A 26029-nucleotide genomic window follows, 5' to 3' on the forward strand; every position below is an offset into this window, starting at 1 on the left:
GCGGAGGCGAGCGTCCCCCGATCGGTGGACACCGCTCAATTCCTGCCAACCGCCGATCATGTGCTGCCAGTGGAATTACCGCGCCCCTACCCGGTGTTGAGACAGTCAGCGGCCCGGAAACCCCACACCGGACGCAGATGAAGAAGAGGGAATGACATGAAGAAGTACGCAATCACCACAGCGATCGCAGGCGCGATGACCGCCGCCGTCCTCGGCCTTGCCGGACCCGCGCAGGCCGACCTCGGTCACAACGACTGGGTCAACAACATGGGCCCGACGGCGACCGCGCCGCACGTAGACACAACGGTCCACGGAAGCCGTTGATCGTCAACGAACTCCAGAGGGGCACCCGATTCGGGTGCCCCTCTTTCGTTGTCAGGCCAGGACCGCGTCGATCGCGCGGTAGATGCGTTGCTCGCTGACCGGGCGTGGGGTGCCCAGCTGCTGAGCCCACAGGCTGACTCGAAACTCTTCGATCTGCCACCCGATGTCGCGCACATCGGAGGCCGCCGCGCGGGTGGGCGAAAGTGCGTGCAGCAGTTCGGAGTAGGCGTCCTCGACGGCGTGCACCCGTTGCATGCGCTCGCGGTCGGCCTGCGGGGCCTGGGACAGCCGGTCCAGGCGTCGGCTGATCGCCGTCAGGTAGCGGGTCAGGTCGGCCAGCCGCCCGGCCCCGGTGGAGGTGACGAACGGTGTCGCGACCAGTCCCGCCAGCTGCGCGCGAATGTCGGCGACCGCATCGGCCTGCGCCGCAGGCGGCTTGTCGGGCAGGGCGAGCTGCACCTCGTGCACGGCGGCGAGAACCTTCTGTACCCGGCTCACGATTTCGCGGGTCGTCGACGGCAGCGCCGAGGCCACCCGGTCTCGCAGCGCAGCGAAATCGGCCTTGGTCCAGACCGGTTGCGCGGCCAGCACATCGACGGCCGCATCGGCGCAATCGTCCAGAAGCGCGGCCAACGAGCCGTCGGGGTTGGCTCCCAATACCAGTCGGGTTCGCGGATCCAGGCTCTTCTCCACCGATTTCACCGGCGACGGCACCGCCAGACGCAGCAGCCGCCTTGTGCCCGCTCGCATCGCGGCGTCCCGTTCGGCCTCGGTGGCGAAGACCCGTACATCCACGCCAGTGCCGGCATCGACCAATGCCGGGTAGCCACGCACGAGGTGACCGCCCACGGTTCGCTCGACGCTGGCCGGTAACCGGTCGAGGTCGTCGGGCCAGGCGCGCAGCCCTTTTCGTTCCAGATCGCTGGCCACCGCGTCGGCCACCGCCTTGCGGGCGGACCCCGCGAGCTGACGCTGCAGCACATCGAGGTCCTTCCCACGGGCCACCTCGGCTCCGTCCGGTCCCTCGACGGCGAAGGTCACCCGCAGGTGCGCGGGCAGTTTGTCCAGATCGAAGGCGGTGATTGGCACCAGAATCCCACTGCGGCGGTGTAATTCACGCTGCAGCGCTTCCAGTAGCGGTTCGCGGCCAACCTGGATGTCGGCGAGTACCGCCCGTGCGGTGTCAGGAGCAGGAACGAAATTGCGCCGCAGGTCTTTGGGCAAGGACTTGATCAGCGCGGTCAACAGTTCCTCGCGCAATGCCGGTACCTGCCAGCCGAATTCGTCGCCGCCGAGCCGGGCCAGCACTTCGACCGGAATGTGTACCGTCACCCCGTCGTCGGCGGCGCCGGGCTCGAACCGGTAGGTCAGCGGTAGCGACAGGTCGCCGGCCTGCCAGTTGTCCGGCCGTTCGGCGGCGTCATCGACGCGGAGCAGGTCGTCGCGCGTGAAGGTCAGCAGGTCGGGGGTTCTGTGCCGCTGCTTCTTCCACCAGCCGTCGAAATGACGGGCGGACACCACCTGAGGCGGAATCCTGCTGTTGTACCAGGCGTAGATCTCGTCGTCGTCGACCAGCAGGTCGCGCCGGCGGGCGCGCTCCTCCAGCTCGGCCAGTTCCGCCCGCAGCCGCGCGTTGTCGGCGAAGAAGTGGTGGCGGGTCTGCCACTCCCCCTGAACCAGCGCATGCCTGATGAACAGCTCGCGGGACGCGGTCGGGTCGACGTTGGCATAGCCCACCCGTCGGCGCGGAACGAGCGGAAGTCCGTAGAGCGTCACCCGTTCGAAGGCCATCACGGCACCGCGCTTGGCGTCCCAGTGCGGCTCGCTGTAGCTGCGCTGCACCAAATGTCCGGCCACCCGCTCGACCATCTCGGGTTCGACGCGGGCGGCGATGCGGCCGTAGAGGCGGCTGGTCTCCACGAGGTCGGCGACCACCAGCCAGCGTGGCGGCCGTTTGGTCAGCACCGACCCGGGAGCCAACACGAATCGGGAGTTGCGCGCACCGGTGTACTCGCGCGAATCCCCCTCCCGCAGACCGATATGCGAGAGCAGGCCGGCAACCAGGGCCGCGTGCACACGTGCCGGATCGGCCGGCTCTGGGTCGTCGGATTCCCGGATACCGATATCGCGGGCGATGCTGCGCAGCTGTCCGGTCAGGTCCTGCCACTCCCGGATGCGTAGGTAGTGCAGAAACTCCTCGCGGCACATGCGCCGGAACGCGTTGCCGGATCGCGCTTTTCGCTCTTCCCGGAGGTACCGCCACAGGTTCAGGAACGATACGAAGTCCGAATGCTCGTCGGCGAACCGCGCATGCTTCTGCCGCGCCGCTTCCTCACGGTCGGACGGTCGCTCACGAGGGTCGGGTATCGACAGCGCGGCGGCGAGCACCAGCACCTCGCGCACGCAGCCTTCGGTGTCGGCCTGCACGATCATGCGCGCCAGCCGCGGATCCACCGGCAACTGCGCGAGCCGGCGGCCGATTTCGGTGATCGCCCCGCTCGCGTCAAAGGCGCCGAGTTCCTGCAGCAGCTGAACACCGTCGCGGATGCTGCGCTGCTCGGGCGGGTCGAGAAACGGAAAGCTCTCGATGTCGCCGAGTTGCAGCGCCGCCATTTGGAGGATCACCGCGGCCAGGTTGGTGCGCAGGATCTCCGGATCGGTGTAGCGGGGACGACCCGCGAAGTCCTCCTCGGAGTACAACCGGATGCACACCCCGGGTGCGGTACGCCCGGAGCGGCCGGCCCGCTGCGCGGCCGAGGCCTGCGAGATCGGCTCGATCGGCAGCCGCTGCACCTTGGTGCGCCTGCTGTAGCGGGATATCCGCGCGGTCCCCGGATCAACGACGTAGCGGATGCCCGGCACGGTGAGTGACGTCTCGGCAACGTTGGTGGCCAACACGATTCGTCGACCGGTCCGCGACGGCTGGAACACCCGCTGCTGCTCGGCGGTCGGCAGCCGCGCATACAGCGGAAGCACCTCGGTGTTCTTCAGGTCCCGCAGGGCCTCAGCCGTGTCCCGGATTTCTCGTTCACCGGAAAGGAACACCAATACATCGCCGGGCGGCTCGGCCTCCAACTCGCGGACGGCGTCAACGATGGCTTCGGTCTGGTCGCGGACCTCGGTGCGGACGATCTCGTGGTCGGGATCGTCCGGGTCTTCGGAGCCGCCCCGGCGGCGACCTCCGGCTTCCGAATCATCGTCCACCACAGGTACTTCCAGGGGTCGATAGCGGATCTCCACCGGGTAGGTGCGTCCGGACACCTCGACGATCGGAGCGTCATTGAAGTGCGCGGCGAACCGTTGCGGTTCGATGGTGGCCGAGGTGACGATCACCTTGAGATCCGGCCGCCGGGGCAGCAGTTCACGCAGATAGCCCAGGAGGAAGTCGATATTGAGGCTGCGTTCGTGCGCCTCGTCGAGGATCAGGGTGTCGTAGCGCAGCAGGCGCCGGTCGCGCTGGATCTCAGCGAGCAGGATGCCGTCGGTCATCAGCTTCACCAGGGTGCGGTCGCTGGCCTGGTCGGTGAAGCGGACGGTGTAGCCGATTGTTTCGCCCAGCGGGGTGCCCACCTCGTCGGCGATGCGCTGGGCCACCGTTCGCGCCGCCAGCCGGCGCGGTTGGGTGTGGCCGATGGTTCCGCGGATCCCGCGGCCCAGCTCGAGGCAGATCTTGGGCAGCTGGGTGGTCTTGCCCGAGCCGGTCTCGCCGGCGACCACCACGACCTGGTTGTCGGTGATGGCTTTGGCGATCTCGTCACGGCGGTCACTGACCGGCAGATCGGGGTAGGTGATGACCGGCACCGCGGCTTCCCGGGTGGCGATCACGGCCTCGGCCGCCGCAACCTGGTCGGCGATCTTCTGCACGGTCGCCGCCGACACCTCGCCGCGCAGGGATTTCAACCGCCGGCCCAGCCGGGCCGCGTCGCGGAAGGTCAGCCCGTCGAGGCGGTTGCGCAGCTGGCGCACCTGCTCGACGGAGACCTCGGACACTGGCGCCACAATAGCGCCGAGCGCCGCTGAGAGCGTGACGGAGTGCGTAGGCTCGATGGCAATGACCATTTGGATCGTCGTGGGTGTGCTGCTGGTAGGCCTCGGAATCGTGGCCAGTCAGCTGTTTCGGCTCAAGGACTGGCTGAATAAGCCCGCCCCACCCAGCGAGTCACCCAGCGAGCATCCCGACGAACCCCAGACGTGAGCGACCTGCCCGCCGCGGTGCGGGCGATGGCCGAGCGTGGACCGCAGTGGGCGGCGTGGATCGACACGCTGCCCCGGCTCACCCGTGAGGTCGTCGCGCAGTGGCAACTTCGGCCCGAAGGTCCGGCCACCCACGGTTACTGCTCGCTGGTGCTGCCGGTCCGCGCGCCCGACGGTACGAGCGCCATGCTCAAGATCAGCTTCCCCGACGACGAATCCGAACACGAACACCTGGCGTTGCGGCGCTGGGGCGGCGACGGCGCGGTCAAGCTGCTCAGCGCCGACCCGCACCGTCACGCCCTTCTCCTCGAGCGGCTGCACGGCGAAGACCTGACCTCTGTCACCGATGTCGAGGCCTGTCAGATCGTCGCGGGCCTGTACCGGCACATCCACGTCCCGGCCATGCCGCAGCTGCGAACGCTGACGCTGTATCTCGACCGGTGGGCCGCCGAACTCGCCGATCTGCCGCGCCGCGCGCCGATCCCGCACCGGCTGGTCGAACAGGCGCTGAGCCTGTGCGCCGACCTGACCACCGACCCGGCGACCACTGCACGGGTCATCCATGGCGATCTGCACTACGCCAACGTGCTCGCCGGTGACCGCCGGCCCTGGCTGGTCATCGACCCCAAGCCGGTCAACGGCGACCCGGCCTACGAGATCGCCCCGATGCTGTGGAACCGCTTCGACGAACTCGCCGGTGACGTCCGGGACGGTGTGCGCCGGCGGTTCTACACCCTGGTCGACGCCGCCGGGTTCGACGAGGACCGCGCGCGAGCTTGGGTGATCGTGCGGATGGTGCTCAATGCGATGTGGGCGGTGCACGACGGCCTGCCCGAGCCGGACTGGCTGACCACCTGCATCGCCGTCGCCAAGGCCGTGCAGGACTGAAAGCCAAGGGCCACAACGACTATCGAGGCGGGTCGCCGCGCCACATGAAGCTGTTGACGTACTTGCCCATGTCCTTGGCGATGTCGAGGTTCGCCGGTGACGGCGGCCCCGGCCCGTCGTCGGGCCCGAACTGGTGGAACGGCCCCACCGCACCGGCCACCAGGGCGAGGTCGTTCTTCACCGCGACGATGAGGATGATGCGCAGATGCTGGGCGTCGGTCGTGGTGCCCTTCGGCCAGTCGTCGGCGACCTCGCCGTAGCCCGGCTCGTAACCCAGGATCGCGTTGGGCAGCTCATAGGACGTCACCGCGTCCGGAAACATCTGACCCTTCAGGTCGGCGGCCACCCGGCGCGCGTCGCGCCCCCTGGCCGGCTCGCTGAACAACCGCAGCGTCCCCCCGTCGCCGATGTTCAATTCGGCGCGAACACCGTTGGGTTCGGTGGTGACGTCATAGGCGGTTCCGGACGCGGGATACGACACGGAGAACGACCCGTCCTGAGCGAAGAAGCGGGGATTGATCGCCACCGGCAGCCCCGTCGGCGGACGGCCGCAGTCGGGTGGGCAGTGGTACGTGGTCGAGGTCGGCGTGATGCGGGTGGCGAGGACGCTCAGCCCCATCATCGCCGCCACCAACAGGATTACCCAGAGGCCGATGGTGACGAAGTAGGCCGGACCGCGCTCTCGCCGGGCGCGGTAGTCGCCCGCAGGCACCGCGTAGCCGGAGAACGAGTCGGCGCCGTCCGATGTTGTCGTCATATCGCTCATCGGCGCAGCGACTTCAGGACGAGGAGGGCCTTGATCAGGTTGTCGACGTTGGGCGTCCCCAGCCCGGTGATCATGTCGTAGCCGACCATGACGGGCGTCACCGCGTTGGCACCGAGGAAGATGTCCCGGAAGGCGGGTACCTCGGCGCCGCCAGCGATCTCGTAGAGCAGCGGGTTGAAATCGCCGAGCTGACCCAGTCCGCGCGCGGTCAGGAATTGGTTCATCACCGCGGCCATCCCGGCCCAGATCGGCGCGGCCTGCGAGGTGCCGCCGCCGACGAGTACCTGTCCGTTGAACACGAACTTCACGCCGGTGAAGGGATCGGCCACCGCGGCGATGTCGGGCACCAGTCGCTTGTCGTGCGGTCCGGCCCGCGTTCCGGTGTCCTGCCACGACGGACGGGCGAACAATACTGACGCACCGCCGCCGCTGCCCTGCGTCAACGGAACGTCGTACCAACCTTGTTCGGCCAACCACCGGCCCTGAGAGTCGGTCGACAACGTCGTGCCGCCGACGCCGGTCACCTCCGGCAGTGAGGCCATCACGTCGACGCCGTAGTCGTCCGGACTCGGCGGATCCGACCAGGTTTTGCCGCCCTTGCATTCCAGGCCGGCCAGATCCCCACTGGCGACGAAGGTCGTCGTCCCGTTGCGTTGTGCGCGGGCCAGCGCCGAACGGACGGGCGCCAGGTCCGCGCGAGAAAGCAGGCGATCGCAGCCCCAACCGATCGAAAAGCTCCACACCGCACCGGGATACCGGCGGTCGACGTCCTCCATCAGCTTGCCGAGCTTCACGTACGTCGCGTCGCCTTCGGCTGTGGGGCGGGCGTTGACCAGAACGATCTTCGCCGAGGGCGCGATCGCGTGGACGAACTGGACGTCCATGGTCGCCTCGCCTCGCCGGTCGGGCGGCATACCGCCCATCACCTCCAGGCTGAACGGCGGCAGCGAGAACCACTCGGAGAACTTGTCCAGGTCGCGCTGATCGACGCCGTCGAAGGTGAAGACCACGACGGTCTGTCTTTTTCCGGTGTAGCCGGCCGACGTCAGCGAGGTGAGGTTGTAGGCGGTGAGTAACTCGGTGGGCGCGAGCCCCGCGTTGGGCACGTCCAGTGGCGGGGTCGGCGGGAGGCCTTCATGAGACGGCGTGTAACCCAGAATCCGCCCCAGCTCGCTGACTTCGCCGCTCAGCTGGTGCGGGACAACGGGCTGCTGCGGCGAGGCGTAGAACACCACCCCGTTCGTGCGGCGGTAGTCGTGCACCACAACGTCGAGCGCGCGGGCCATCGCGCGGGGCGCACCCTCCACGACCGCCCAGGCGTCGCCCTCACGCCACTGCACCGACAACCCGTGCGAGCCGGCCCACTCAGTCAGCGCCGCCGGGTGGGCGGCGTCCCGCAGTTCAGCGGTCAGTTGCACGCGCTCGGTGCGCGCGGGCCCGAGGTCGACGGCCTGGGCCAGTAACCGGGCGAACGGCCCGGCGATCAGGTTGTAGGGCAGCGACGGTGTCGGGCGGTCCGCGGTGAACACCACCATGACCACGGCCACCTTCACCAGAAACGGTGCCAGCGGTCGCCCCCGGCGACGCCGTTGCCACAAGCGTCTGAGCATCACGCAAACGATCCCACACCGATGCGGGGTCACAGGGCAGGACGCGGTGGCAATCGACATCGACGACCTGTCGGCGGGTCAGCGTCGAGCGGGATAACGCTCTCGTTGGCCGCCGCGATGAACTGGGTATCCGAACTTCACTTGAGGTTTGTCGTCGAGGAGGTGGACGGTGAAGAAACTCGGTTCACTGGTGGTCTGCGCGATCACCGCTATGGGTATCGGCGTCATCAGTGCGCCCGCGGCACAGGCGGGATGCCAGGGCCTCTGGACGCCGTGGGGCGGCGGTCAGCGTTGTGACGACCCGATCGATGCCAATGGCTTCTTCCAGCGCTGCGACACCGGCGGCGCGTTCGGTTTCAGCACACCCCCGCAGTGCTATCAGGTCGATGCGAACAATCTGGGCAACAACCAACCGTGGATCGGCCCCTGATCCTCACAGCGGGATGGCCAGTTGGCTCCGAATGAGCGGGGCGATCTTCTCGGCCATGTAGGCGTGGCCCGCATCGGTGGGGTGGACACCGTCCGGACCGATGAGTTCGGGGTGTCCGACGAACCAGCCTTCGGCCAGCGGGTCGATGAAGACGGCACCGACGGTCCTGGCCTGGGTGCGCAGGTTGTCACGCAGGGCCAGCACCTCGGCCGGTGGGTCGGCGGTCGGCCACGGCGGCCCGATCACCAGCACCTTGGCCTTGGGCGCTACTCGGCGGACGATCTGGAAGGTCTCCCCGACCAGGACCGGGTACTTCTGCATGTCGACAGGCTGGTCGTTGCGCGAGCCGAAAAACACCACGAGGGCGTCGTCGCGGTCGACGGCTCGCACGGTGAGGTCCTCGAACAGGCTGCCCTGGTTGCCGCGGATCCCGTAACCGGCACCGCCCTCGGCGGCCACGTCGGCGTCGACCCGGGCACCCTGACTGGCGAGCATCAGCCAGGCGCGCGACGTCCACGACTGCGGACCCTCGCCACCCTCGTCAGTGCCCGTCGTGTACGAATCACCGATCACCGCGATGCGGCTGAAACCCGAACCGCGATTTGCCAATTGGTAACCGACGGCCGGATGCGAGTAACCGACGACAGCGGCGAGCACCGCGACTGCCGACAGGCCCGTCGTGACGACGCGCACAAGTCCTTCCCTGCGGATCACTGACACCCCACTGAGTTTCGCCCGACGCAGGCAGCCTACTGCCTCCGAAGGTGTTGTCGCCCATCGATGCTGGGTTCGTTACTACCCGGCCCGGGCCGACGACTGCGGCGGCCGGGAATCTCGCGCCTGTTCGATCGAGGTGAGCCGGCCACCTTCGGCCCCCGGTGGGCCGGTGTGCTTGTCGTGCTTGACGTCCCGGAAATCGACCATCCGGCGCATCCAGCGCCGGGCCGGTTCCTCGACCCAGTGATAGAGCGCCATCGCGCCGAGCACCGCGGCGACGATCAACCCGACGACGACCATCTTCTGCACCGACTTCGGCAGGTCGATCTGATACTCCTGAACCGCCCAGTTCCATGAGGTGTGCACGATCTCGTGAACCATGTAGAGGCTGAAGGAGATCTGGCCGCCGTACACCAGCAGCCGGGTGGACAGCAGGGCCGGCAGCGTGCCGACGCCGATCGCGAGCGTGACGACCAGGGGCATGAACAGCACGTCCACCAGGCCGCCGGGGTCGATCATCCCGGCGACGGGATTCGCGTCGTAGTAGTAGAGGATGCCGACCATCGCAGCGGTCAGCAGCACCGCGGCGATGCCCGAGATGTGCTGGCCGCGCCGGCCGATCTGAAGGCGCCGCACCGCGGCACAGGCCAGCGCGCCGGCCAGGAACTGGGCGACGATGCGCGGCAGCCAGCTCCACGGGGTGTAGAAGTGGCCGCTGGCCAGCAGCAGCAGTGTCGGCGGCAGCGCGGCGATGAACGCCAGCAGCAGCAGCGTGCGCGCCCGGGTGACCCGCGCCATCCGGAAGATCACCAGGATGATTCCGCCGAACAGCAGGTACGCCAACCATTCCGCGCTGATGGACCAGGCCGGGCCGTCCCAGCTGGTGCCGTCGAAGAACGGTTCGAACCACAGTTGCACCATGAACAGCTGGCGCACGTAGCTGATCGCGGTGAGCTTCTCGACGGCCGGCGAGGGTGTGGCGCCGAAGTGCAACGTGAAGATGATCCACGCGGCCGCGATGTGCATGGTCACCAGGTACACCGGCCACACCCGGGACAGCCGCAGCCACAAGAAATGCACAGTGGCCCGGGGCGAAAAATGCGACCCCATCCGGTCGAGATAGTTCCAGGTGAGCACGAATCCGCTGAGGATGAAGAACAGGTCGACACCCTGCGCGCCGGCGTTGAGCAGCGGCGCCAGATCATCCTTGAGGCGTGGGGAGGCTTCCCAGATCAGCGGGCGGAAGTGGAACAGCACAACCCACATGGCGGCGACGATGCGAAGACCGGTCAGCGCCTTGATCTCTCCGGTTCGCACAACACCCATTTCCGACTCTTGCTTTACGTTTCGACGTCATTTCGTCACACGGGTCGGACCCCGCCGCACCGGGATCATGGCCCCGGCGACCATGGCAGCGTATCAGCGCGGTAGCTGCCGCTCCGGGTTCGCAATGCTGTGGGATTGCTGGGCAGACGCCCCGCCAGCCGTTTGCCGGGGTGTGATCCTGACAACATCGAGCGGGCAGCCAGGCTGTTGACGAGGAGGCAAATTTGCGCCCCGGACCTGCCCCGATCACGTCGCAGCCCAGCCCCCGTCGACGCTCAGAACGGTTCCGTGGATGTTGGCGGCGTCGTCGCTGACCAAAAACACCACCGCAGCCGCGACCTCCTCGGGAGTGCTCACCCGCCGCGACGGCAGTCGGCTCAACGTCGGTGCGATGTGATCGGCGAATTCGGCCTGCCGCTCGGTGCCGATCGGTCCTGGGGCCACGGCGTTGACTCGCACGCCGTGCGGGCCGTACTCGTCGGCCCAGGACTGCGTGAACGAATGGATCGCGGCTTTGTTGGCGCTGTACACCGCCGATCCGCTGGATCCGCGCAGACCGGTGATCGACCCGATGTTGACGACGGCGCCGCCGCCGTGGTCGACCATCCGCGGGGCCAGCGCACCGGTCAGCAGGAACGGCGCGAATACGTTGACGCCGAACACATCTCGCAGCTCCTGCTCGCTGACGTCGGCGGTCGGCGTGGGCATCAGCAGGGTGGCCGCGTTGTTCACCAGGATGTCGATGCCGCCCGCCGCCTCGACGGCGCCGTCGGCCAGTCGGCGGGCCGCATCGCCGCCGGCCCCCAGGTCGGCGGCGACGAAGGCGGCGTCACCACCGGCCGATCGGATATCGGCGACGACGGCATCACCGCGGGTTTTGTCTCGGCCACTGACCACGACGACGGCACCCTCGGCCGCCAGGGCCTTGGCGATGGCGACACCGAGGCCGCCTGTGGAGCCGGTGACAAGTGCTCTGCGCCCGGCCAACCGGGTATCTTTTGGACTCATGAGTCCATATGGTTCGCCTCTCAAAATGGACCTGCAAGTCCAAAACCTGACCGCCAAAGGTCGGGCCACCCGGCAGCGGATCATCGAGGGGGCCGCCGCCGAGATCCGCGCCCGCGGCGTCGCGCTGACCACGCTCGACGATGTCATGGCGCACACCCGGACGTCGAAAAGCCAACTCTTCCACTACTTTCCCGGCGGGAAGGAGCAGTTGCTGCTGGCGGTCGCGGCGCTGGAGTCGCAGAGGGTGCTCGACGACCAGCAGCCACACCTGAGCGCGCTGACGTCCTGGGCCGCCTGGCAGCGATGGCGCGATTCCGTGGTCGACCGCTACCGCCGTCAGGGCCAGAACTGCCCGATCGCGGTGCTGATGTCGGAGATCGGGCGCACGACCCAGGGCGCCGAAGCTGTAACGGCCGAGTTGATCGTGCAGTGGCGCGGCGCGATCGCCACCGGCATCCGGTCGATGCAGGACCAGGGAAAGGTGGCCGATTCGGTGAACGCCGAGCGTGCCGCGGCAGCGTTGTTGGCCGGGATTCAGGGCGGCGTCGGCATCATGCTCGCCACCGGCGATCTGAGCTATCTGGAAGCAGCTCTCGACGAGGGCATCGACGCGCTGCGGGCGGCCTGAAGGCCTGTAGTCCTAGCCGCCGTTCTGCGCCATCGCCCAGCAGGTGACCGAGTGCCACAGGTTGCAGGGGATGCCGTTCATCGTGGGGATCTGGTTCGGCTGGATATTGGTGGTGACGTCCGAGGGACCGACCGCCTGCGGGACCTGGCCGCCGGACTGGCCCGAGGTGCACACCCCGGGGAAGCGGCTCGGGACGGTGCCGTACGGGCAGTCGGCGGACGCGGGCGCGGCGAGCGCCAGCGATCCTGAGGTGAGCACGAGAGCGCACCCGCCGATGAGAAGTCGTTTCACAGTCACTCGATTCCGCCGTAAGGCCCCAACTCAACCACCATATCGGCGTCCCGGCATCTCGCGTTAGCCGTCACAGAGCATCGTTGATCTCGTTCTTGAGCGTCTCGGCCTGGGTTCCGAAGACCGCCTGCACGCTGTTGCCGACCTCGATCACGCCTGCGGCACCCATCGCCTTCAGCCGATCGTGGTCGACTTTGCCCGGATCCGCCACTTCCATGCGCAGCCGGGTGATGCAGGCGTCGACGCTGCGCAGGTTCTCCCGTCCGCCGAAGGCGGCGATGAGTTGTTCGCCCTTGCTGTCGGTGACGGTCGGCGCGGTTTTCACCGCTCCCCCGGCTCCGACCGAGGTCGCCGACTCGACACCTTCGCCCACGTTGGCCCGCTCTTCGGCGTCGAACTCCGCTTCAGGTTCGCGGCCGGGCGTGCGCATATTCCATCGGGTGATGGCGAACCGGAACAACAGGTAGTACACCGCGAAGAAGACCAGGCCCATCACGATCAGCAGCGGGATGTTCTTGGCGGCCGGCGCGGTGCCGTAGAGCAGCAGATCGATCAGCCCGGCCGAGAACGAGAAGCCCAGGTGGATGTCGAGCAGGTAGGCGATCGCCAGCGACAGGCCCGTCAGCACCGCATGCACGATGTAGAGCGGGAACGCCACGAACATAAACGCGAACTCCAGTGGTTCGGTGACGCCGGTGAGGAACGCGGTCAGCGCGGCGGCGGACAGGATGCCGAAGGCGACCCTGCGTTGCTTCTTGTTCGCGACGTGGATCATGGCCAGTGCCGCCCCGGGCAGACCGAACATCAGGATCGGATAGAAGCCCGACGTGAGCAGCCCGGCGCTGGGGTCGCCGGCGGCGAACCGGCTGAGCTCGCCGGTGACGACATGGCCGTCGCCGCTCGGGTAGCTGCCGTAGATGAACCACACGTAGGAGTTCAAGATGTGGTGCAGGCCCAGTGGAATCAGCATGCGGTTGGCGAAGCCGTAGACGAACGCCCCCAGCGCGCCGGCGCCGCCGATGAAGTGGCCCAATCCGGTGAGGCCCGCGTCGAAGATCGGATAGAAGTAGCTCATCGCGAAGGCCAGCACGAGACTCGCCAGCGACACCACGATCGGCACGAACCGCCGGCCGCCGAAGAAGCCGAGATACGACGGCAATTGGATGGTGTGGTACCGGTCGAACAGCCACGCGGTGAGCAAGCCGACCACGATCCCGCCGAACACGCTGTAGTTGATCTGTGCCTGCTCGCCGGCTTTGTCGAGCTGGCCGGCGAGCACGAACGGCGACATCGTCTTGAACACCGCCTGCATCACCAGGTACCCGACGACGGCCGAAAGCGCGGTCGAGCCATCGGCCTTGCGGGCGAAGCCGATCGCCACACCGACGGCGAACAACAACGCGAGGTTGTTGAACAGCGCACCACCGGCGGCGCTCATCGCCTGGAAGAACGGGCCGATCACCGGCGCCTTGATCCGGCCCAGCAGGTCGTCCTGACCGAGCCGCAGCAAAATACCGGCCGCCGGGAGCACCGCGATCGGCAGCATCAGGCTCTTGCCGAGACGCTGCAACTGGGCGAAGCCCGGTATGCGCAGTCCCGACTTTTGCTGTGCCCCTGCCTGTTTGGTGGTGTCGCTCATGACCGACGGGCCTCCCTTTGTCGCCGCACAGGCGAAGCCTAGACAACCGGCGGCAGCTGAGACGTTGTTTCCGCCACCCCGGCAGGGACGGACTCTCTATTCTCGAAGACGATGAGCACCACACCCGTCCACGCCCCGGTGTCCGGATGTGCCGTCGCGCTCGGCGACGTGCCCGATCCCGTGTTCTCGCAAGGCATGGTCGGATACGGTGCCGCGGTCGACCCGCCGCGCGAGGTCGTCGACGCGGTGGCACCGGTCAGCGGCCGCATCCTCAAGCTGATGCCACACGCCTACATCATCATGACGAGCGAGAATGTCGGCGTGCTGGTCCATCTCGGGCTCGATACCGTCGGGCTGGGCGGCGTCGGATTCACTGCGCTGGCCGCCGAGGGCGATACCGTGACCGCAGGCCAGCCGGTGATCACCTACGACGTCCCGTCAGTGGTTTCGGCGGGGTTGAATCCCATCGTTCCCGTGGTGGTGATGGACGAACGCGAGCCAGGCAATGTCACGGTGGGCGACGCAGTCGCGAACGGCACCGAAATAACCTCAGGCTCACTGCTTTTCACGGCCACCAAGTAGGGTCTGATGGAAGTCGTCATCCTCGAGGACGCCGCGCAGATCGGCACCGTCGCGGCGGACGCCGTCGAGGTACTGCTCGCCCGTAAGCCGACCGCGGTACTGGGGCTGGCCACCGGCTCCTCACCACTGGCGATCTACGACGAGCTCGCGGCCCGATGTGACGCGGGTCGGATTTCGTTCCGGCACGCGCGCGGCTTCACCCTCGACGAGTACGTCGGCTTGCCCGCCGATCATCCCGAGCGCTACCGCACGGTCATCGACACGGTGTTCGTCTCGCGGGTCGATTTCGCACCGGGGGCGGTGGCCGGTCCGGATGGGCTGGCCGAGGACATTCCGGCGGCATGCGCAGCCTACGAGGCGGCGATCGACGCGGCCGGCGGCATCGACCTGCAGATCCTGGGAATCGGCACCGACGGCCACATCGGCTTCAACGAACCCGGCTCGTCGCTGTCGTCGCGCACCCGCATCAAAACCCTCACCCGCCAAACCCGCATCGACAATGCCCGCTTCTTCGACGACGACGTCGACCGCGTCCCGACGCACTGCCTGACCCAGGGGCTGGGCACGATCATGGCGGCCCGGCACGTGGTCTTGGTGGCCATCGGCCGGACCAAGGCCGAGGCCGTGCATCAGCTGGTGGAGGGCCCGGTGAGCGCGATGTGGCCGGCCACCATCCTGCAGCACCACCCCCATGTCACGGTGCTCCTCGATGGCGGTGCGGCCCGGCGGCTGCAGCTGGCCGACTACTACCGCGAGACCTACCTATCCAAGCCGCACTGGCAGGGCATCTGAGTGCTGCTCACCGCCCAGACCGTGCTGACCGGCCGAGAGTTGTTGCGCCCCGGCTGGATTGAGGTTTCGGGCACAACGGTGCGGGCCCTCGGTGCGGGTGCACCGCCCCTGCCCGCCGATCGGGAATTGGCGACGGTCGTCCCCGGTTTCGTCGACACCCACGTGCACGGCGGTGGCGGCGTCGACTTCTCGGCGGCGAGCGCGTCCGACACGGCGGCCGCGGTGGACCTTCACCGCAGGCACGGCACCACCACGCTGGTGGCCTCGCTGGTCTCGACCGGACCGGCCGACCTGCTGCAGCAGGTCGAGGTGCTGGCCGGGCACGCGCGCGACGGGCTGGTCGCCGGCATTCACCTGGAGGGCCCGTGGCTGGCGGTGCAGCGCTGTGGTGCCCACGATCCCGTACTGCTGCGCGATCCGGACCCCGACGAGGTCGACCGGCTGTTGCAGGCCGGTGGTGGAACCATCCGGATGGTCACCCTGGCACCGGAGCGACCGGGCGCATTGGCGGCGATCGAGCGGATCGTCAGTGCCGGAGCGGTGGCCGCGGTCGGCCACACCGACGCGACGTACGAGCAGACGCGCGCGGCCATCAGCGCGGGCGCGACGGTGGGCACACATCTGTTCAATGCCATGCGCCCCATCCACCACCGCGAGCCGGGCCCGGTGATCGCGCTGCTGGAAGACCCGCGGGTGACGGTGGAGTTGATCGCCGACGGGGTGCACGTCCACCCCGCCCTGTACCGGCAGGTGGCCCACACGACCGGCCCGGATCGGATGTCGCTGATCACCGACGCCATGGCTGCCGCCGGGGTCAGCGACGGTCGCTACCAGATCGGGCGGATGGACGTCGAGGTCGCCGGTGGCGTGGCCCGGTTGGCCGGCACGTCGACGATCGCGGGCAGCACCGCGACGATGGACCGGGTATTCGGCTTCGCCGTCGCCCACAGCGCGCTTCCCCGCGACGAGGCGCTGCTGCTCGCGGTGTGCCAGTCCTCGATCAATCCTGCTCGTGCACTGGGGCTTCCGTGCCCGGAGTTGGTCCCCGGCGCGCGCGCCGACCTGGTCGCGCTCGACGACGACCTCACCGTCACCGACGTGCTGCACGGCGGTGCGTGGGTCGCCCGCTGAGCGCGGCGAACGTCAGTTCGATTTTCTGTCGGACCCCGGGTGCATGTGTTCCGTACACCGTCGAACTGACGAAAGGGGCCCCGCAATGTGCTGGTTGTGCGATCACCCGGACAACTCCGTCGCCGACTATCTCGACGAAGTCCGCGCCAAGATCCTGCGGCGGGGCTGGGCGGTGCAATACGTCGAGTCGACCCGGACGCCGTTTGCCTACACGGTCGGCTTGAGTGATTACGACGTCCCCGAGCTGCTGATGACGAACGTGTCACCGCAACGCGCCGCGCGCCTGCTGAGCAAGTCGGCCGAGCTCGTGCTGCGCGGCGCCGAGCTCACGGCCGGCCAGCAGTTCACACTGTGCGGCGGTCCGATGCTGGAGGTCGTCGAGGTGGAACATCCCGACGCGCACATGGGGTGCGCGATTGCCCTGTACGGCAAGGATATTCGCGCGCTACAGCTGGTGTGGTCGGACGGTCGCGGGCGGTGGCCGTGGGCCGAGGACTTCTGCGATCGCGAGAGCCGGCAACCGGTGCTGGGAATGCGCACCCGGGCCGCGTAACGGCGGTGGTCACAAAGCAATCACGGCAGGCGTGCCAGGACGGGCCGACGCTGCCGGCGTTGTTACGTTGCTTGCTGTGAGGACCTCCGTGCACCGCGCGATCCGCTGGGTGCAGCGGCTCGGGGGCCTCGCCACGGCCGTGCTGCTGACTCCCGGCCTGGTCGGCCTCACCGGTCAGACCGCACCCGCCGCCGGGTACTCGCGATCCGGTCTGCCGGTCGAGGCACTCGACGTACCGTCACCGGCGATGGGCCGCACCATCCGGATCCAATTCCAAGGCGGCGGCGCCCATGCGGTCTACCTCCTGGACGGCTTGCGCGCCCGCGACGACGAGAACGGTTGGGACATCAACACCGCCGCCTTCGAGTGGTACTACCAATCCGGGCTGTCATTGGTGATGCCCGTCGGTGGTCAGTCCAGCTTCTACAGTGACTGGTATCAGCCGGCGGCCGGGTCCAACGGGACACTGACCTACAAGTGGGAGACGTTCCTCACCCAAGAATTGCCCGCCTGGCTGGCGCTCAACAAGGGCGTCACGCCGATCAACAATGCGGTCGTGGGTCTTTCGATGTCGGGCAGCGCCGCCCTCACCCTGGCGATCTGGCATCCGCAGCAGTTCATCTTCGCGGGCTCGCTGTCGGGATTTCTCAACCCCTCACTCGGATTGTGGCCCACACTGATCGGGCTGGCCATGAAGGACGGTGGCGGGTATCGCTCCACCGACATGTGGGGACCCACCAACGATCCGGCGTGGCAGCGCAACGACCCGATGGTCAACGTGGCACGGCTGGTCGCCAACGGCACTGCGGTGTGGATCTATTGCGGTACGGGCGCACCGTCGGACCTCGACAACACCGACGACCCGACATTCGGCGGACTGTTCACGGCGGGGTACCTCGAGAACATCACCCTGAACACCAACAAGGAGTTCCAGCGCAAGTATCAGGCCGCCGGCGGTCGCAACGCGGTCTTCAACTTTCCGCCCAGCGGCACACACAGCTGGGGGTACTGGGGCGCGCAGCTGCAAGCGATGAAGGGTGATCTGCAGCGGGTACTGGGAGCCACCCCGACCGCTTAATTGCGAAGTGCCATGCGGGCGCGCCGGGTCGCATACCATCCACGAATGGGTGGGATCTCGTTGCAATCCGTCGAGCGCTCCGTCGCCCAGACACCGTTGATCGGTCAGATCCTGGCCCGGCTCGCCGACGCCGAACGGATCGTAATCCGTGCGATAAAAGCACATCTCGCCGAGATCGACCCGCCCGACGACGAGCCGCCGGACGTGGCCACCGATGAATCCCCTGCCACTCCGACCGATGTTCTTCGTGAACTACTCGACCGGTCGATGTACAGCCGTCCCGACGACAGTCGCAACGCCCTGTACCTGTCGCTGCTGAGCGACCTGCTGCCCGACGAGGCACGCATCCTCGCGGCGCTCTCCGACGGCTCCACCTATCCCGTCATCGATATCGCCGAACCGCTGCTGGGCACCAGCACCGTGCTGGTGCTGACGAATGCCTCCACGGTGGGCCGCGCGGCCGGTGTCTCGCTTCCTCATCACACGCCGCTATACGTCAGTCGGCTCGTTCTCGCCGGACTTGCCGTCATCGGTCCCGAGGGCGGCAGCGCCATGTACGACGACTACGAGATGTTGCTCACCGACGCCGCGGTGAATACGGCAATTGCCAAGGCGCGGCGCGGTATCCGCTCGGCGCGCGTGATCCGGCGAACGGTGCGGATCTCCGAGCTCGGCCAGGAGCTGTGGGAGGCCGCGAAGTGAGCATCGAGGCGGCAGACATCTTCACCTACCCGTGGTGGGTGTATGTGTCCATTCCCCTCGGTGCAGCGCTGGTCGGTTGGGCGACGAAGATCCTCGCGCTGAAGATGATGTTCTACCCCGTCGAGTTCAAGGGCATCAAACCGTATCTGGGATGGCAGGGCCAGATCCCCAAGCGGGCACCGAAAATGGCTGCAGTGGCGGTGGATTCACTCACGTCCGGGATCCTCAAACCGGAGGAGATGTTCGACAAGATCGATCCCGACGAGCTGGTGAAGGAACTCGGGGAGCCACTCAACGCCGCCGCAACCGAACTCGTCGACACGATGATGATGGCGCTGCAGCCCCAGCTGTGGCGGGCCACGCCAGACCAGGTCAAAGACCTGATCGTGGCCAATGTCAACAACCGTATTCCGGCCGCGTCGCGGGCGATGTTCGCCGAGCTGCGTGGTCAAGTCGACCAGATCTTCGACATCAAACACATGGTCGTCACCAACCTGGTCCGCGATAAGGCGAAGCTGAACCGCGTCTTTCAGGACATCGGCCAATCCGCGTTCAAGTTCTTGGTCCTCGCCGGTCTGTGGTTCGGGTTCGTCATCGGCCTGGTCCAGGTTCTGGTTTTCGGCTTCACGGGATGGGTGTGGACGCTGCCGGCCTTCGGGCTCTTGACCGGTGGTCTCACCGATTTCGTTGCACTGCAGATGATTTTCCGTCCGCTGCAGCGACGCACGGTGTTTCCCGGCATCAAGTGGCAGGGCGTCTTCCAGGCCGAACGCGATGACGTGATCAAGGGCTACGCGGCGTTGATGGCACGAGAGATCTTCACCCCCAAGGCCATCATGGAGAGCGTGCTGACCGGCCCGATGTCGGATAAGTTCTTCGATCTCATCCAAACCGAGATCAGCAACACCATCGACGCTCAGCTCGGCAAGGCTGTCCGGGTGATCAACGCTGTCGGCAGTCGGCAGTATCAACAGATGAAGCAGCAGATCGCCGCCTCCATCATCGCGAAACTGCCTGAGACGTCCAGCTATATCGAAGGCTACTTCCAGGAGCGGCTGCAACTCGAAGACATGATGGTCGAGAAGATGCGCGACCTCGACGCCCAAGCCTACGAGAACCTGCTGCGGCCGGCGTTCAAGGACGACGAGTGGATCATCGTGGTACTGGGTGCCGCGCTGGGCTTCCTGTTCGGCGAGCTACAGGCCGAGTTGATCGTGATGCTTGCCGGGCACTAGTCCCGGTGCGCCACAACGTTGATCACGTTGCCGTCCGGATCGCGGACGAAGAACCGCCGCACTCCCCATGATTCTGTCGTGAGCGGGTGCACGATCTCGTACCCGCGGGCGCGGGCCTGATCGTAGGCGGCGTCGACGTCGTCGGTCGCGACCGAGATGACGGGCGCCACCGGCGCGGTCGCATCCTGGGTGACCAGTTGCAGGTTCGCACCGGTCTCTGGGCTGGTGTATCTGGCCACCCAGCCGAGGTTGAACTCCTCGGTGGTCAGGCCGAGATAGTCGGTGTAGAAATCCTTGGCCGACTCGATGTCGGTGACCTGCAGGTCGGCGATGATCCGGTTGACACGCATAGGTCGATCTAACCCCTCACGGCCTCGCGGTGGCACACTCTCATCGACAGGAGGTCGGCCGCATGGCGCACCCCGTATCGATTGTGCTGGTGGACAGCAAAACCGCAGCCACCCTGGCTCAGGTAATGCCGCTGCTACTTCTCACGCTCGCGGTGGAACTACGCCGCACTCAACGGCATCGAAGCATGCGGCGATGGCGCATCGGGGCATTCTTGGCGGTGTTCGGGTTGATCGAGGTGATCCTCGTGCTCTCGATCGACGGCGCGTTCTACCCGTTCCAATGGTTCGACATCATCTCCGCGGTGATCATCCTGTGGCTGAATGTCGCTGATCTTCCGCCTGTCGCTGTCCGACCCGTCGAGTGGCGACAGCGACGAGTGAACTTCCCGGCTTAGCTGCCCAGTAGTCGTTCCGGGTGGTGATAGGTGTTGGTGCCCGCGGCCAGTGGGAGTTGCGGTGGTGGTATCCATTCGGTGTCGCCGTTGGCGAGTTTGCGGGTTTTCCAGCCCTGGTCGAGGAGTCGGTGGTCGGCTCGGCAGGCCAGGGTGAGTTTGTCGATGTTGGTCAGGCCACCCTCGGCCCATTCGTCGACGTGGTGGACCTCGGTGAGATATCCGGGTGCGTCACAGCCGGGCCGGGTGCAGCCGCGTTCCCTGTTGTGCAGCATGATTCGCTGATCGGCGGTGGCGATGCGTTTGGTGCGGCCCAGCCACAACGCCTGACCGTTCACGCCATCGAACAGGGCAAGATAATGGTAGGCGTGGCTGGCCATCCGGATGACGTCGGGGATGGGCAGCAGGGTGCCGGTCGCCGTGACGGCGTGCCCGGTCTTGGCGGGCGTGTCAAATGGTCTGTGTAAGTCCTGTTAACGGAAGGATCGCAGGACGTGACGACAGGCAAGGACGTGAATTCATCGCTGGTCGAGGCGGGGTCCACAGTGGAGATGGCCGAGGCGCTTCGGGCCTCGGGTGCCGTCGATGAGCTGCTGGCTCAGGTCGACTCCGGCGAGGTTGCCCTGACCGGTGAGGGCGGGCTGCTACCTGGGTTGATCAAGCTGGCTCTGGAGCGCGGGTTGGCCGCTGAGCTCACCGAGCATCTGGGCTATGAGAAGGGCGATCCCATCGGGCGGGCGATGCCCAACGCCCGTAACGGCCACTCACCCAAAACGGTGCAGTCTGAGGCCGGGCCGGTGGCCCTGGAGGTTCCACGAGACCGCGACGGCTCGTTCACCCCGACGCTGGTCCCTAAGGGCGCCCGCCGGATCGGTGGGCTCGATGACATGATCATCTCCCTGTACGCCGGTGGAATGACATTGCGCGACATCCAATTTCACCTGGCTTCTACGATTGGCACCGAGGTGTCGCATGAGACGATCTCTAAGATCGTCGACGAGATCTCCGATGAGGTACTCAGCTGGCAGCGCCGGCCGCTGGAACCGCTGTACCCGGTGATCTACCTCGACGCGATGATCGTGAAGGTCAAAGACGGCGGCCACACCCGCAACAAGGCCGCCCACATCGCCGTGGGCGTGGATATGGACGGCGTCAAGCATGTCCTGGGCATCTGGGTTCAGCCCACCGAGGGAGCGTCGTTCTGGGCGTCGGTGTGCTCGGATCTGGCCAATCGCGGCATCAAGGACGTGCTCATCGTGTGCTGCGACGGACTGACCGGGTTCCCGGAGGCGATCGCGGCGACCTGGTCACAAGCGGCCGTTCAGACGTGCGTGGTGCACCTGATCCGCAACGCCTTGCGGTTTGTGTCCTACGGTGACCGCAAGGCCGTAGCCGCAGCACTGAAGCCGATCTACACCGCGCCCAGTGCTGATGCCGCCCACGCCGAATTGCAGGCGTTCACGACCTCGGAGTTGGGCAAGAAGAACCCCACGGTGACAAAGGCTTTCGAACGGGCCTGGGAGCAGTTCATCCCGTTCCTGGCGTTTCCGCCGGAGTTGCGTCGGGTGATCTACACGACGAACTCGATCGAATCGCTGAACTACCAGATGCGCAAGGTCATCAAGAACCGCGGCCAGTTCCCCAACGACGCCTCGGTCGTGAAACTGCTGTGGCTGGCGATCTGCAACATCGAGGACAAACGCGCCGCCGAGCGGGCCAAAGAACGCGGCAAGAAGCTCTGCCGAACAGCCCCTGGGCGCCTCGTGGAAGGACAGGTAGTCACCAACTGGAAGAAAGCACTCGAACAACTCAGCCTGGTCTACCCAGACCGCATCGAACGCTATCTCTAAACACAGCAACACACATTCAGGACGAATCGGATAGGCGACTTACACAGATAACTTGACAGGCTCGTCTTGGCCTGCAGATCCTGCAGCGTCGCCGAGGCGATCACCGTGACAGGTAAGCCGTTGTGCTGCCCCAACTTCGGATCACCGAGCTGGCCGCGCACCAACGCCGTCAACGCATCATGCTGACGCTGCCCATGGCTGCGCCGGTCACGCTCGGCCACCTCCTCAGACGGAGCGAGGGTGGGACTTTGGTCGGCCGGATTGCACACCCCGGGTGCGGCGAACTTGGTGAACCACGCATCCAGCATCGAGCGCAACTGCGGGTCGGCGACCAACCGGCCCACACTCATGCCGTCGACCCGTTGGCCCCCGCACCAGACGAAGCCGCGCTTGCGGGCCCGATCCTCATCGGAAAACTTGCCGTCGGGGTTCAGATGCAACGCCAACCGCAGCGCGACTTTCTCCAACTGGTCCGGGCGCAGCACCGCCGCCTTCTGCGCCAGCATGCGTTCCGCGTTCTCAATATCCACCGGCGCGACGTGCTCGGGCAGGTCGCGGAAGAACTTCTGGATCACCCGTAGATGCTCGCCATCCAACAGTCCGGCCTGCCAGGCCTTCGCGGTCTCCGGCAGCAGCGGCGGCAGCGGCTCCCCGGACAACGCCCGCCGCGGCGCGAGCTGCTCGGCATCCCGGATCCGCCGCTTGGCCTCCCGCGGACTCACCCGCAACACATCCGCCACCGTGATCGGCACCGGCGGGCACCCCTCGAACTGCTCCAACCGTGCGGTCAGCGCATGCGACACCGCCACCTGGCGCCGACGCACCGTCTCCAACCGCTCCAACACCACGAACCGCTCCGGCGGAGCCAAGACATCGAGATCGACCGCGGCCAGGGACTCGACGACATCATCGAGCGCCTCCAACACCGCACAGATCGAACTCATGTTCGAAACACTACGCCGCGCCACCGACAGAGACCGCGCGTTGACTCGTCGTAAATGCGCGCGAAATGGGGATTCGTTGCCTCATTGAAAATGCGCGCGTAGGCCCAGTGGATGGGGTTGACGTTGGCCGAACGCAGAGCAATCATTGAGACGACTGCGGCCCGCTATCAGCGGGCGAGTAAGAGCGCTAAGGGTCGGATTCTCGATGAGTTGTGTGCCAACACTGGCTGGCACCGAAGTCATGCCCGTAAGGCGTTGGCGGGGGCGCTGAGGCCTAAAGTGGCTCCGCCACGCAAGCCGCGACCAGTGAAGTATGGTCCGGATGTTATTGCGGCACTGACGGTCTGTTGGACAGTGTTGGGCATGCCGGCCGGTAAGCGCCTGGCGCCGATGTTGGGTGAACTGGTGCCGGTCTTACGACATTTCGCAGAACTGGTTATCGATGATGAGACCGCGTCGCTGTTGGTGTCGATCTCGGCGGCCACCATCGATCGGCGCTTGGGCGCCGCGCGGGCGAAATATCAGCTCAAGGGTCGCTGCACCACCAAACCCGGCTCGCTGCTGAAGAGCCAGATTCCGGTGCGGACCTGGGCTGACTGGAACGACGCTCGGCCTGGCTTTGTCGAGATCGATTTGGTTTCCCATGACGGCGGCAATCTCACCGGGGCGCACGCCTTCACCCTGACCGTCACCGATATAGCGACCGGCTGGACGGAGAACCGCTCCGTGCCCAAAAAGACCGCCAACTGCGTGTTGGCCGCACTCAATGACATTGCCTATCGGATGCCCTTTCCGGTCTTAGGGGTCGACTCCGACAACGGATCGGAATTCATCAATCTCACCGTGCTGCAGTGGTGCGAACGCCACCACCTCACCTTCACTCGAGCGCGGCCGGGCAACAAAAACGATGGCTGTCATGCGGAGCAGAAGAACTGGGCGGTGGTGCGTACCGTGGTCGGCTACCACCGCTATGACACCGCTGCAGAACTGCTGCTACTCAACGAGATCTGGAAACTCCAGTCCAAACTGACCAACTACTTCTATCCCCAGCAGAAACTGATATCCAAGGTCCGCCACGGCGCTAAAGTCACGAAGAAATACGACACAGCAGCCACCCCTTTCCACCGTGCGATCGATCACCCGACGATCAACGAAGACCAGATCGCAGCCCTAGCCCGAACCCACGCACAGATCAACCCCGCCGCCACCCGCCGCCGAATACAAGCCTTGGCCGGCCAACTACTCACCATGAACCGCCCCGGGGAGTCCGGAGATTTTCTGATTTGAGGACTCAGCCGGCGGCTGGCCTCGCTTGTTGAGCGTAGTAGGCAGCCTCAATCTCGGCTGGCGGGACGTCGCCGCAGTACTCGTAGAGCCGGCGGTGGTTGAACCAGTCGACCCAGCGCGCGGTCGCCAACTCGACGTCCTCGACGGTGCGCCAGGGCTTGCCCAGTTTGATCACCTCGGTCTTGTACAGCCCATTGATGGTCTCGGCGAGCGCGTTGTCATACGAGCTGCCGACCGCACCGACCGACGGTTGGATACCGGCTTCGGCGAGACGTTCCGTGAATCGGATCGACGTATACTGCGAGCCTCTATCCGTATGGTGGACAACATCTTTCAAATCGAGGACACCGTCTTGCTGACGCGTCCAGATGGCCTGCTCGATCGAGTCGAGCACCATCGTGGTCGCCATCGTCGACGCCACCCGCCAGCCCAGGATCCGCCGAGCGTAGGCATCGGTGACAAACGCGACGTAGGCGAACCCCGACCAGGTCGACACATAGGTCAGATCGGCCACCCAGAGCCGATTCGGTGCGACCGGACCGAAGCGCCGACCGACCAGATCGGCCGGACGCACTGCGGCCGGATCAGCGATCGTGGTCGGTTTGGCCTTACCACGTACCGCACCGGACAGGCCGAGTTCAGCCATCAGCCGCTCCACCGTGCAGCGGGCAACCCCGATGCCCTCGCGATTCAGTGCTAGCCACACCTTGCGCGCCCCGTACACGCGATAGTTCGCGGCGTGAACACGATTGACGTGGGCTTTGAGCTCCTCGTCGCGAATCTCGCGACGACTGGGCTCACGCTCGAGATGCTCGTAGTACGTCGACGGGGCGATCTGCACACCGAGCCGGACGAGCTCATCACAGATCGACTGGACACCCCACCGCAGACCATCAGGGCCCTCCCGGCGGCCCTGATGCTCAGCGATGAATCGACAGACTAGTGGTGTGGCCGGTCCAGCTCGGCCGCGAAGAAAGCCGACGCCGTCTTCAAGATCGCGTTGGCCCGCTTGAGCTCGGCGTTCTCCCGGCGCAGCTTCTTAAGCTCGGCGGACTCCTCGGTCGTAGTTCCCGCCCGGGCGCCGGCATCGACCTGGGCCTGGCGCACCCACTTGCGCACCGTCTCAGCCGTACCGATCCCTAGTAGCCGGGCGACTTCGCCCATCGCCGCCCACTCCGACTCGTGCTGATCGCTGATCTCAGCGACCATGCGCACCGCCCGCTCACGAAGCTCCGGCGGATACCGCCTCGACGAACCACCTGACATGACCCCATCCTTCCCAACAAATGGAGTCTCCGGACATGCCGGGGCG

At 66.4% G+C, this 26029-nt stretch carries 25 protein-coding genes and 2 pseudogenes; 15 read left to right on the forward strand and 12 right to left on the reverse strand.

Annotation, left to right across the window (positions count from 1 at the left end):
• The first annotated feature begins 156 nt into the window (after nt 1–156).
• Nucleotides 157–324, forward strand: a complete 168-nt coding sequence (locus K0O64_RS28590; protein ID WP_096312558.1) for a hypothetical protein — start codon at nt 157–159, stop codon at nt 322–324.
• 51 nt (nt 325–375) lie between these two features.
• Here the strand turns inward: K0O64_RS28590 and hrpA are convergent, their stop codons facing one another.
• Nucleotides 376–4323, reverse strand: a complete 3948-nt coding sequence (hrpA, locus tag K0O64_RS28595) for an ATP-dependent RNA helicase HrpA (RefSeq protein ID WP_164520254.1) — start codon at nt 4321–4323, stop codon at nt 376–378.
• 52 nt (nt 4324–4375) lie between these two features.
• Here hrpA and K0O64_RS28600 point away from each other — a divergent pair, with 52 nt between their 5' ends.
• Both K0O64_RS28600 and K0O64_RS28605 read left to right on the forward strand, forming a co-directional pair.
• Entirely contained in the window at nt 4376–4519 is a 144-nt protein-coding gene (locus K0O64_RS28600; RefSeq protein WP_164520160.1) for a hypothetical protein, read from the forward strand.
• Nucleotides 4516–5406 carry an aminoglycoside phosphotransferase family protein gene (locus tag K0O64_RS28605; protein WP_071948530.1) on the forward strand — a complete coding sequence of 297 codons (891 nt, stop codon included), beginning with the start codon at nt 4516–4518 and terminating at the stop codon, nt 5404–5406. The genes K0O64_RS28600 and K0O64_RS28605 overlap by 4 nt, the downstream gene beginning before the upstream one ends.
• Before the next feature lie 19 nt (nt 5407–5425).
• On the opposite strand, the gene K0O64_RS28610 is transcribed toward K0O64_RS28605, so the two are convergent.
• Nucleotides 5426–6163, reverse strand: coding sequence for a hypothetical protein (locus tag K0O64_RS28610; protein WP_071948528.1), 738 nt, complete (start codon nt 6161–6163; stop codon nt 5426–5428).
• A 5-nt stretch (nt 6164–6168) separates the two neighbouring features.
• The gene (locus tag K0O64_RS28615) at nt 6169–7782 is read right to left on the reverse strand and encodes a S53 family peptidase (RefSeq protein WP_096312560.1); all 1614 of its coding nucleotides are present in this window, start codon (nt 7780–7782) and stop codon (nt 6169–6171) included.
• 169 nt (nt 7783–7951) lie between these two features.
• On the opposite strand from K0O64_RS28615, the gene K0O64_RS28620 reads away from it, so the two are divergent.
• A complete protein-coding gene (locus K0O64_RS28620) occupies nt 7952–8212 on the forward strand; it encodes a hypothetical protein (protein WP_071948526.1) in 261 nt (86 codons plus the stop codon).
• 3 nt (nt 8213–8215) lie between these two features.
• On the opposite strand, the gene K0O64_RS28625 is transcribed toward K0O64_RS28620, so the two are convergent.
• The 3 genes from K0O64_RS28625 to K0O64_RS28635 form a co-directional block, all read right to left on the reverse strand.
• Nucleotides 8216–8905 (reverse strand): Rv0518 family GDSL lipase, encoded by a 690-nt coding sequence (locus K0O64_RS28625; RefSeq protein WP_164520256.1) that lies wholly within the window; start codon nt 8903–8905, stop codon nt 8216–8218.
• Nucleotides 8906–9007: 102 nt separating this feature from the next.
• Complete coding sequence (locus K0O64_RS28630) at nt 9008–10246, reverse strand: acyltransferase family protein (protein ID WP_225933797.1); 1239 nt, start codon at nt 10244–10246, stop codon at nt 9008–9010.
• Nucleotides 10247–10501: 255 nt separating this feature from the next.
• Entirely contained in the window at nt 10502–11263 is a 762-nt protein-coding gene (locus K0O64_RS28635) for an SDR family NAD(P)-dependent oxidoreductase (RefSeq protein ID WP_096312563.1), read from the reverse strand.
• A gap of 25 nt (nt 11264–11288) precedes the next feature.
• Here K0O64_RS28635 and K0O64_RS28640 point away from each other — a divergent pair, with 25 nt between their 5' ends.
• The gene (locus K0O64_RS28640; RefSeq protein WP_071948522.1) at nt 11289–11891 is read left to right on the forward strand and encodes a TetR/AcrR family transcriptional regulator; all 603 of its coding nucleotides are present in this window, start codon (nt 11289–11291) and stop codon (nt 11889–11891) included.
• A gap of 12 nt (nt 11892–11903) precedes the next feature.
• Here K0O64_RS28640 and K0O64_RS28645 read toward each other — a convergent pair whose 3' ends face one another.
• Both K0O64_RS28645 and K0O64_RS28650 read right to left on the reverse strand, forming a co-directional pair.
• Entirely contained in the window at nt 11904–12182 is a 279-nt protein-coding gene (locus tag K0O64_RS28645; protein ID WP_225933568.1) for a hypothetical protein, read from the reverse strand.
• Nucleotides 12183–12252: 70 nt separating this feature from the next.
• The gene (locus K0O64_RS28650; RefSeq protein ID WP_071948518.1) at nt 12253–13821 is read right to left on the reverse strand and encodes a PTS transporter subunit EIIC; all 1569 of its coding nucleotides are present in this window, start codon (nt 13819–13821) and stop codon (nt 12253–12255) included.
• A 111-nt stretch (nt 13822–13932) separates the two neighbouring features.
• Between K0O64_RS28650 and K0O64_RS28655 the strand changes: the two genes are divergently transcribed.
• The 7 genes from K0O64_RS28655 to K0O64_RS28685 all read left to right on the forward strand — a co-directional run bounded on the left by K0O64_RS28655 (nt 13933) and on the right by K0O64_RS28685 (nt 19894).
• The gene (locus K0O64_RS28655; protein ID WP_096312564.1) at nt 13933–14403 is read left to right on the forward strand and encodes a PTS sugar transporter subunit IIA; all 471 of its coding nucleotides are present in this window, start codon (nt 13933–13935) and stop codon (nt 14401–14403) included.
• 6 nt (nt 14404–14409) lie between these two features.
• A complete protein-coding gene (gene nagB, locus K0O64_RS28660) occupies nt 14410–15195 on the forward strand; it encodes a glucosamine-6-phosphate deaminase (protein ID WP_071948516.1) in 786 nt (261 codons plus the stop codon).
• Nucleotides 15196–16326, forward strand: a complete 1131-nt coding sequence (gene nagA / locus K0O64_RS28665) for an N-acetylglucosamine-6-phosphate deacetylase (protein WP_096312565.1) — start codon at nt 15196–15198, stop codon at nt 16324–16326.
• An 85-nt stretch (nt 16327–16411) separates the two neighbouring features.
• A complete protein-coding gene (locus K0O64_RS28670; protein ID WP_164520161.1) occupies nt 16412–16879 on the forward strand; it encodes a DUF4262 domain-containing protein in 468 nt (155 codons plus the stop codon).
• Between the two features lie 157 nt (nt 16880–17036).
• Nucleotides 17037–17957 (forward strand): esterase family protein, encoded by a 921-nt coding sequence (locus K0O64_RS28675; protein WP_275085029.1) that lies wholly within the window; start codon nt 17037–17039, stop codon nt 17955–17957.
• Between the two features lie 45 nt (nt 17958–18002).
• Complete coding sequence (locus tag K0O64_RS28680) at nt 18003–18659, forward strand: Abi-alpha family protein (RefSeq protein WP_083542788.1); 657 nt, start codon at nt 18003–18005, stop codon at nt 18657–18659.
• Entirely contained in the window at nt 18656–19894 is a 1239-nt protein-coding gene (locus K0O64_RS28685; RefSeq protein ID WP_125477517.1) for a DUF445 domain-containing protein, read from the forward strand. The genes K0O64_RS28680 and K0O64_RS28685 overlap by 4 nt, the downstream gene beginning before the upstream one ends.
• Here the strand turns inward: K0O64_RS28685 and K0O64_RS28690 are convergent.
• Entirely contained in the window at nt 19891–20244 is a 354-nt protein-coding gene (locus K0O64_RS28690; protein WP_071948508.1) for a glyoxalase superfamily protein, read from the reverse strand. The genes K0O64_RS28685 and K0O64_RS28690 overlap by 4 nt on opposite strands.
• 62 nt (nt 20245–20306) lie before the next feature.
• On the opposite strand from K0O64_RS28690, the gene K0O64_RS28695 reads away from it, so the two are divergent.
• Entirely contained in the window at nt 20307–20639 is a 333-nt protein-coding gene (locus K0O64_RS28695; protein ID WP_198044338.1) for a hypothetical protein, read from the forward strand.
• Here K0O64_RS28695 and K0O64_RS28700 read toward each other — a convergent pair.
• Nucleotides 20636–21076, reverse strand: a pseudogene (locus K0O64_RS28700) (HNH endonuclease signature motif containing protein); the annotation flags it as partial. The gene K0O64_RS28695 and the pseudogene K0O64_RS28700 sit on opposite strands and share 4 nt — an antisense overlap.
• Nucleotides 21077–21130: 54 nt before the next feature.
• Between K0O64_RS28700 and K0O64_RS28705 the strand changes: the two are divergent.
• The gene (locus K0O64_RS28705; RefSeq protein ID WP_220045588.1) at nt 21131–22486 is read left to right on the forward strand and encodes an IS256-like element ISMgi5 family transposase; all 1356 of its coding nucleotides are present in this window, start codon (nt 21131–21133) and stop codon (nt 22484–22486) included.
• A 65-nt stretch (nt 22487–22551) separates the two neighbouring features.
• Here the strand turns inward: K0O64_RS28705 and K0O64_RS28710 are convergent.
• Nucleotides 22552–23430, reverse strand: a pseudogene (locus tag K0O64_RS28710) (DUF222 domain-containing protein); the annotation flags it as partial.
• A gap of 111 nt (nt 23431–23541) precedes the next feature.
• Between K0O64_RS28710 and K0O64_RS28715 the strand changes: the two are divergent.
• Nucleotides 23542–24717: an integrase catalytic domain-containing protein gene (locus K0O64_RS28715; protein WP_096312568.1), complete on the forward strand. Its 1176-nt coding sequence runs from the start codon at nt 23542–23544 to the stop codon at nt 24715–24717.
• 4 nt (nt 24718–24721) lie between these two features.
• Here K0O64_RS28715 and K0O64_RS28720 read toward each other — a convergent pair.
• Nucleotides 24722–25983, reverse strand: a protein-coding gene (locus K0O64_RS28720) for an IS3 family transposase (protein ID WP_096311544.1) whose coding sequence is annotated in 2 segments (ribosomal slippage) — nt 24722–25695 and nt 25695–25983 — 1263 coding nt in all. Because the reading frame shifts where the segments join, the coding sequence is not laid out codon by codon here.
• Between the last annotated feature and the right edge of the window lie 46 nt (nt 25984–26029).

Origin of the sequence: Mycolicibacterium pallens, assembly GCF_019456675.1 — a bacterium.
In the GTDB taxonomy this organism is placed as follows: Bacteria; Actinomycetota; Actinomycetes; order Mycobacteriales; family Mycobacteriaceae; genus Mycobacterium; species Mycobacterium crocinum.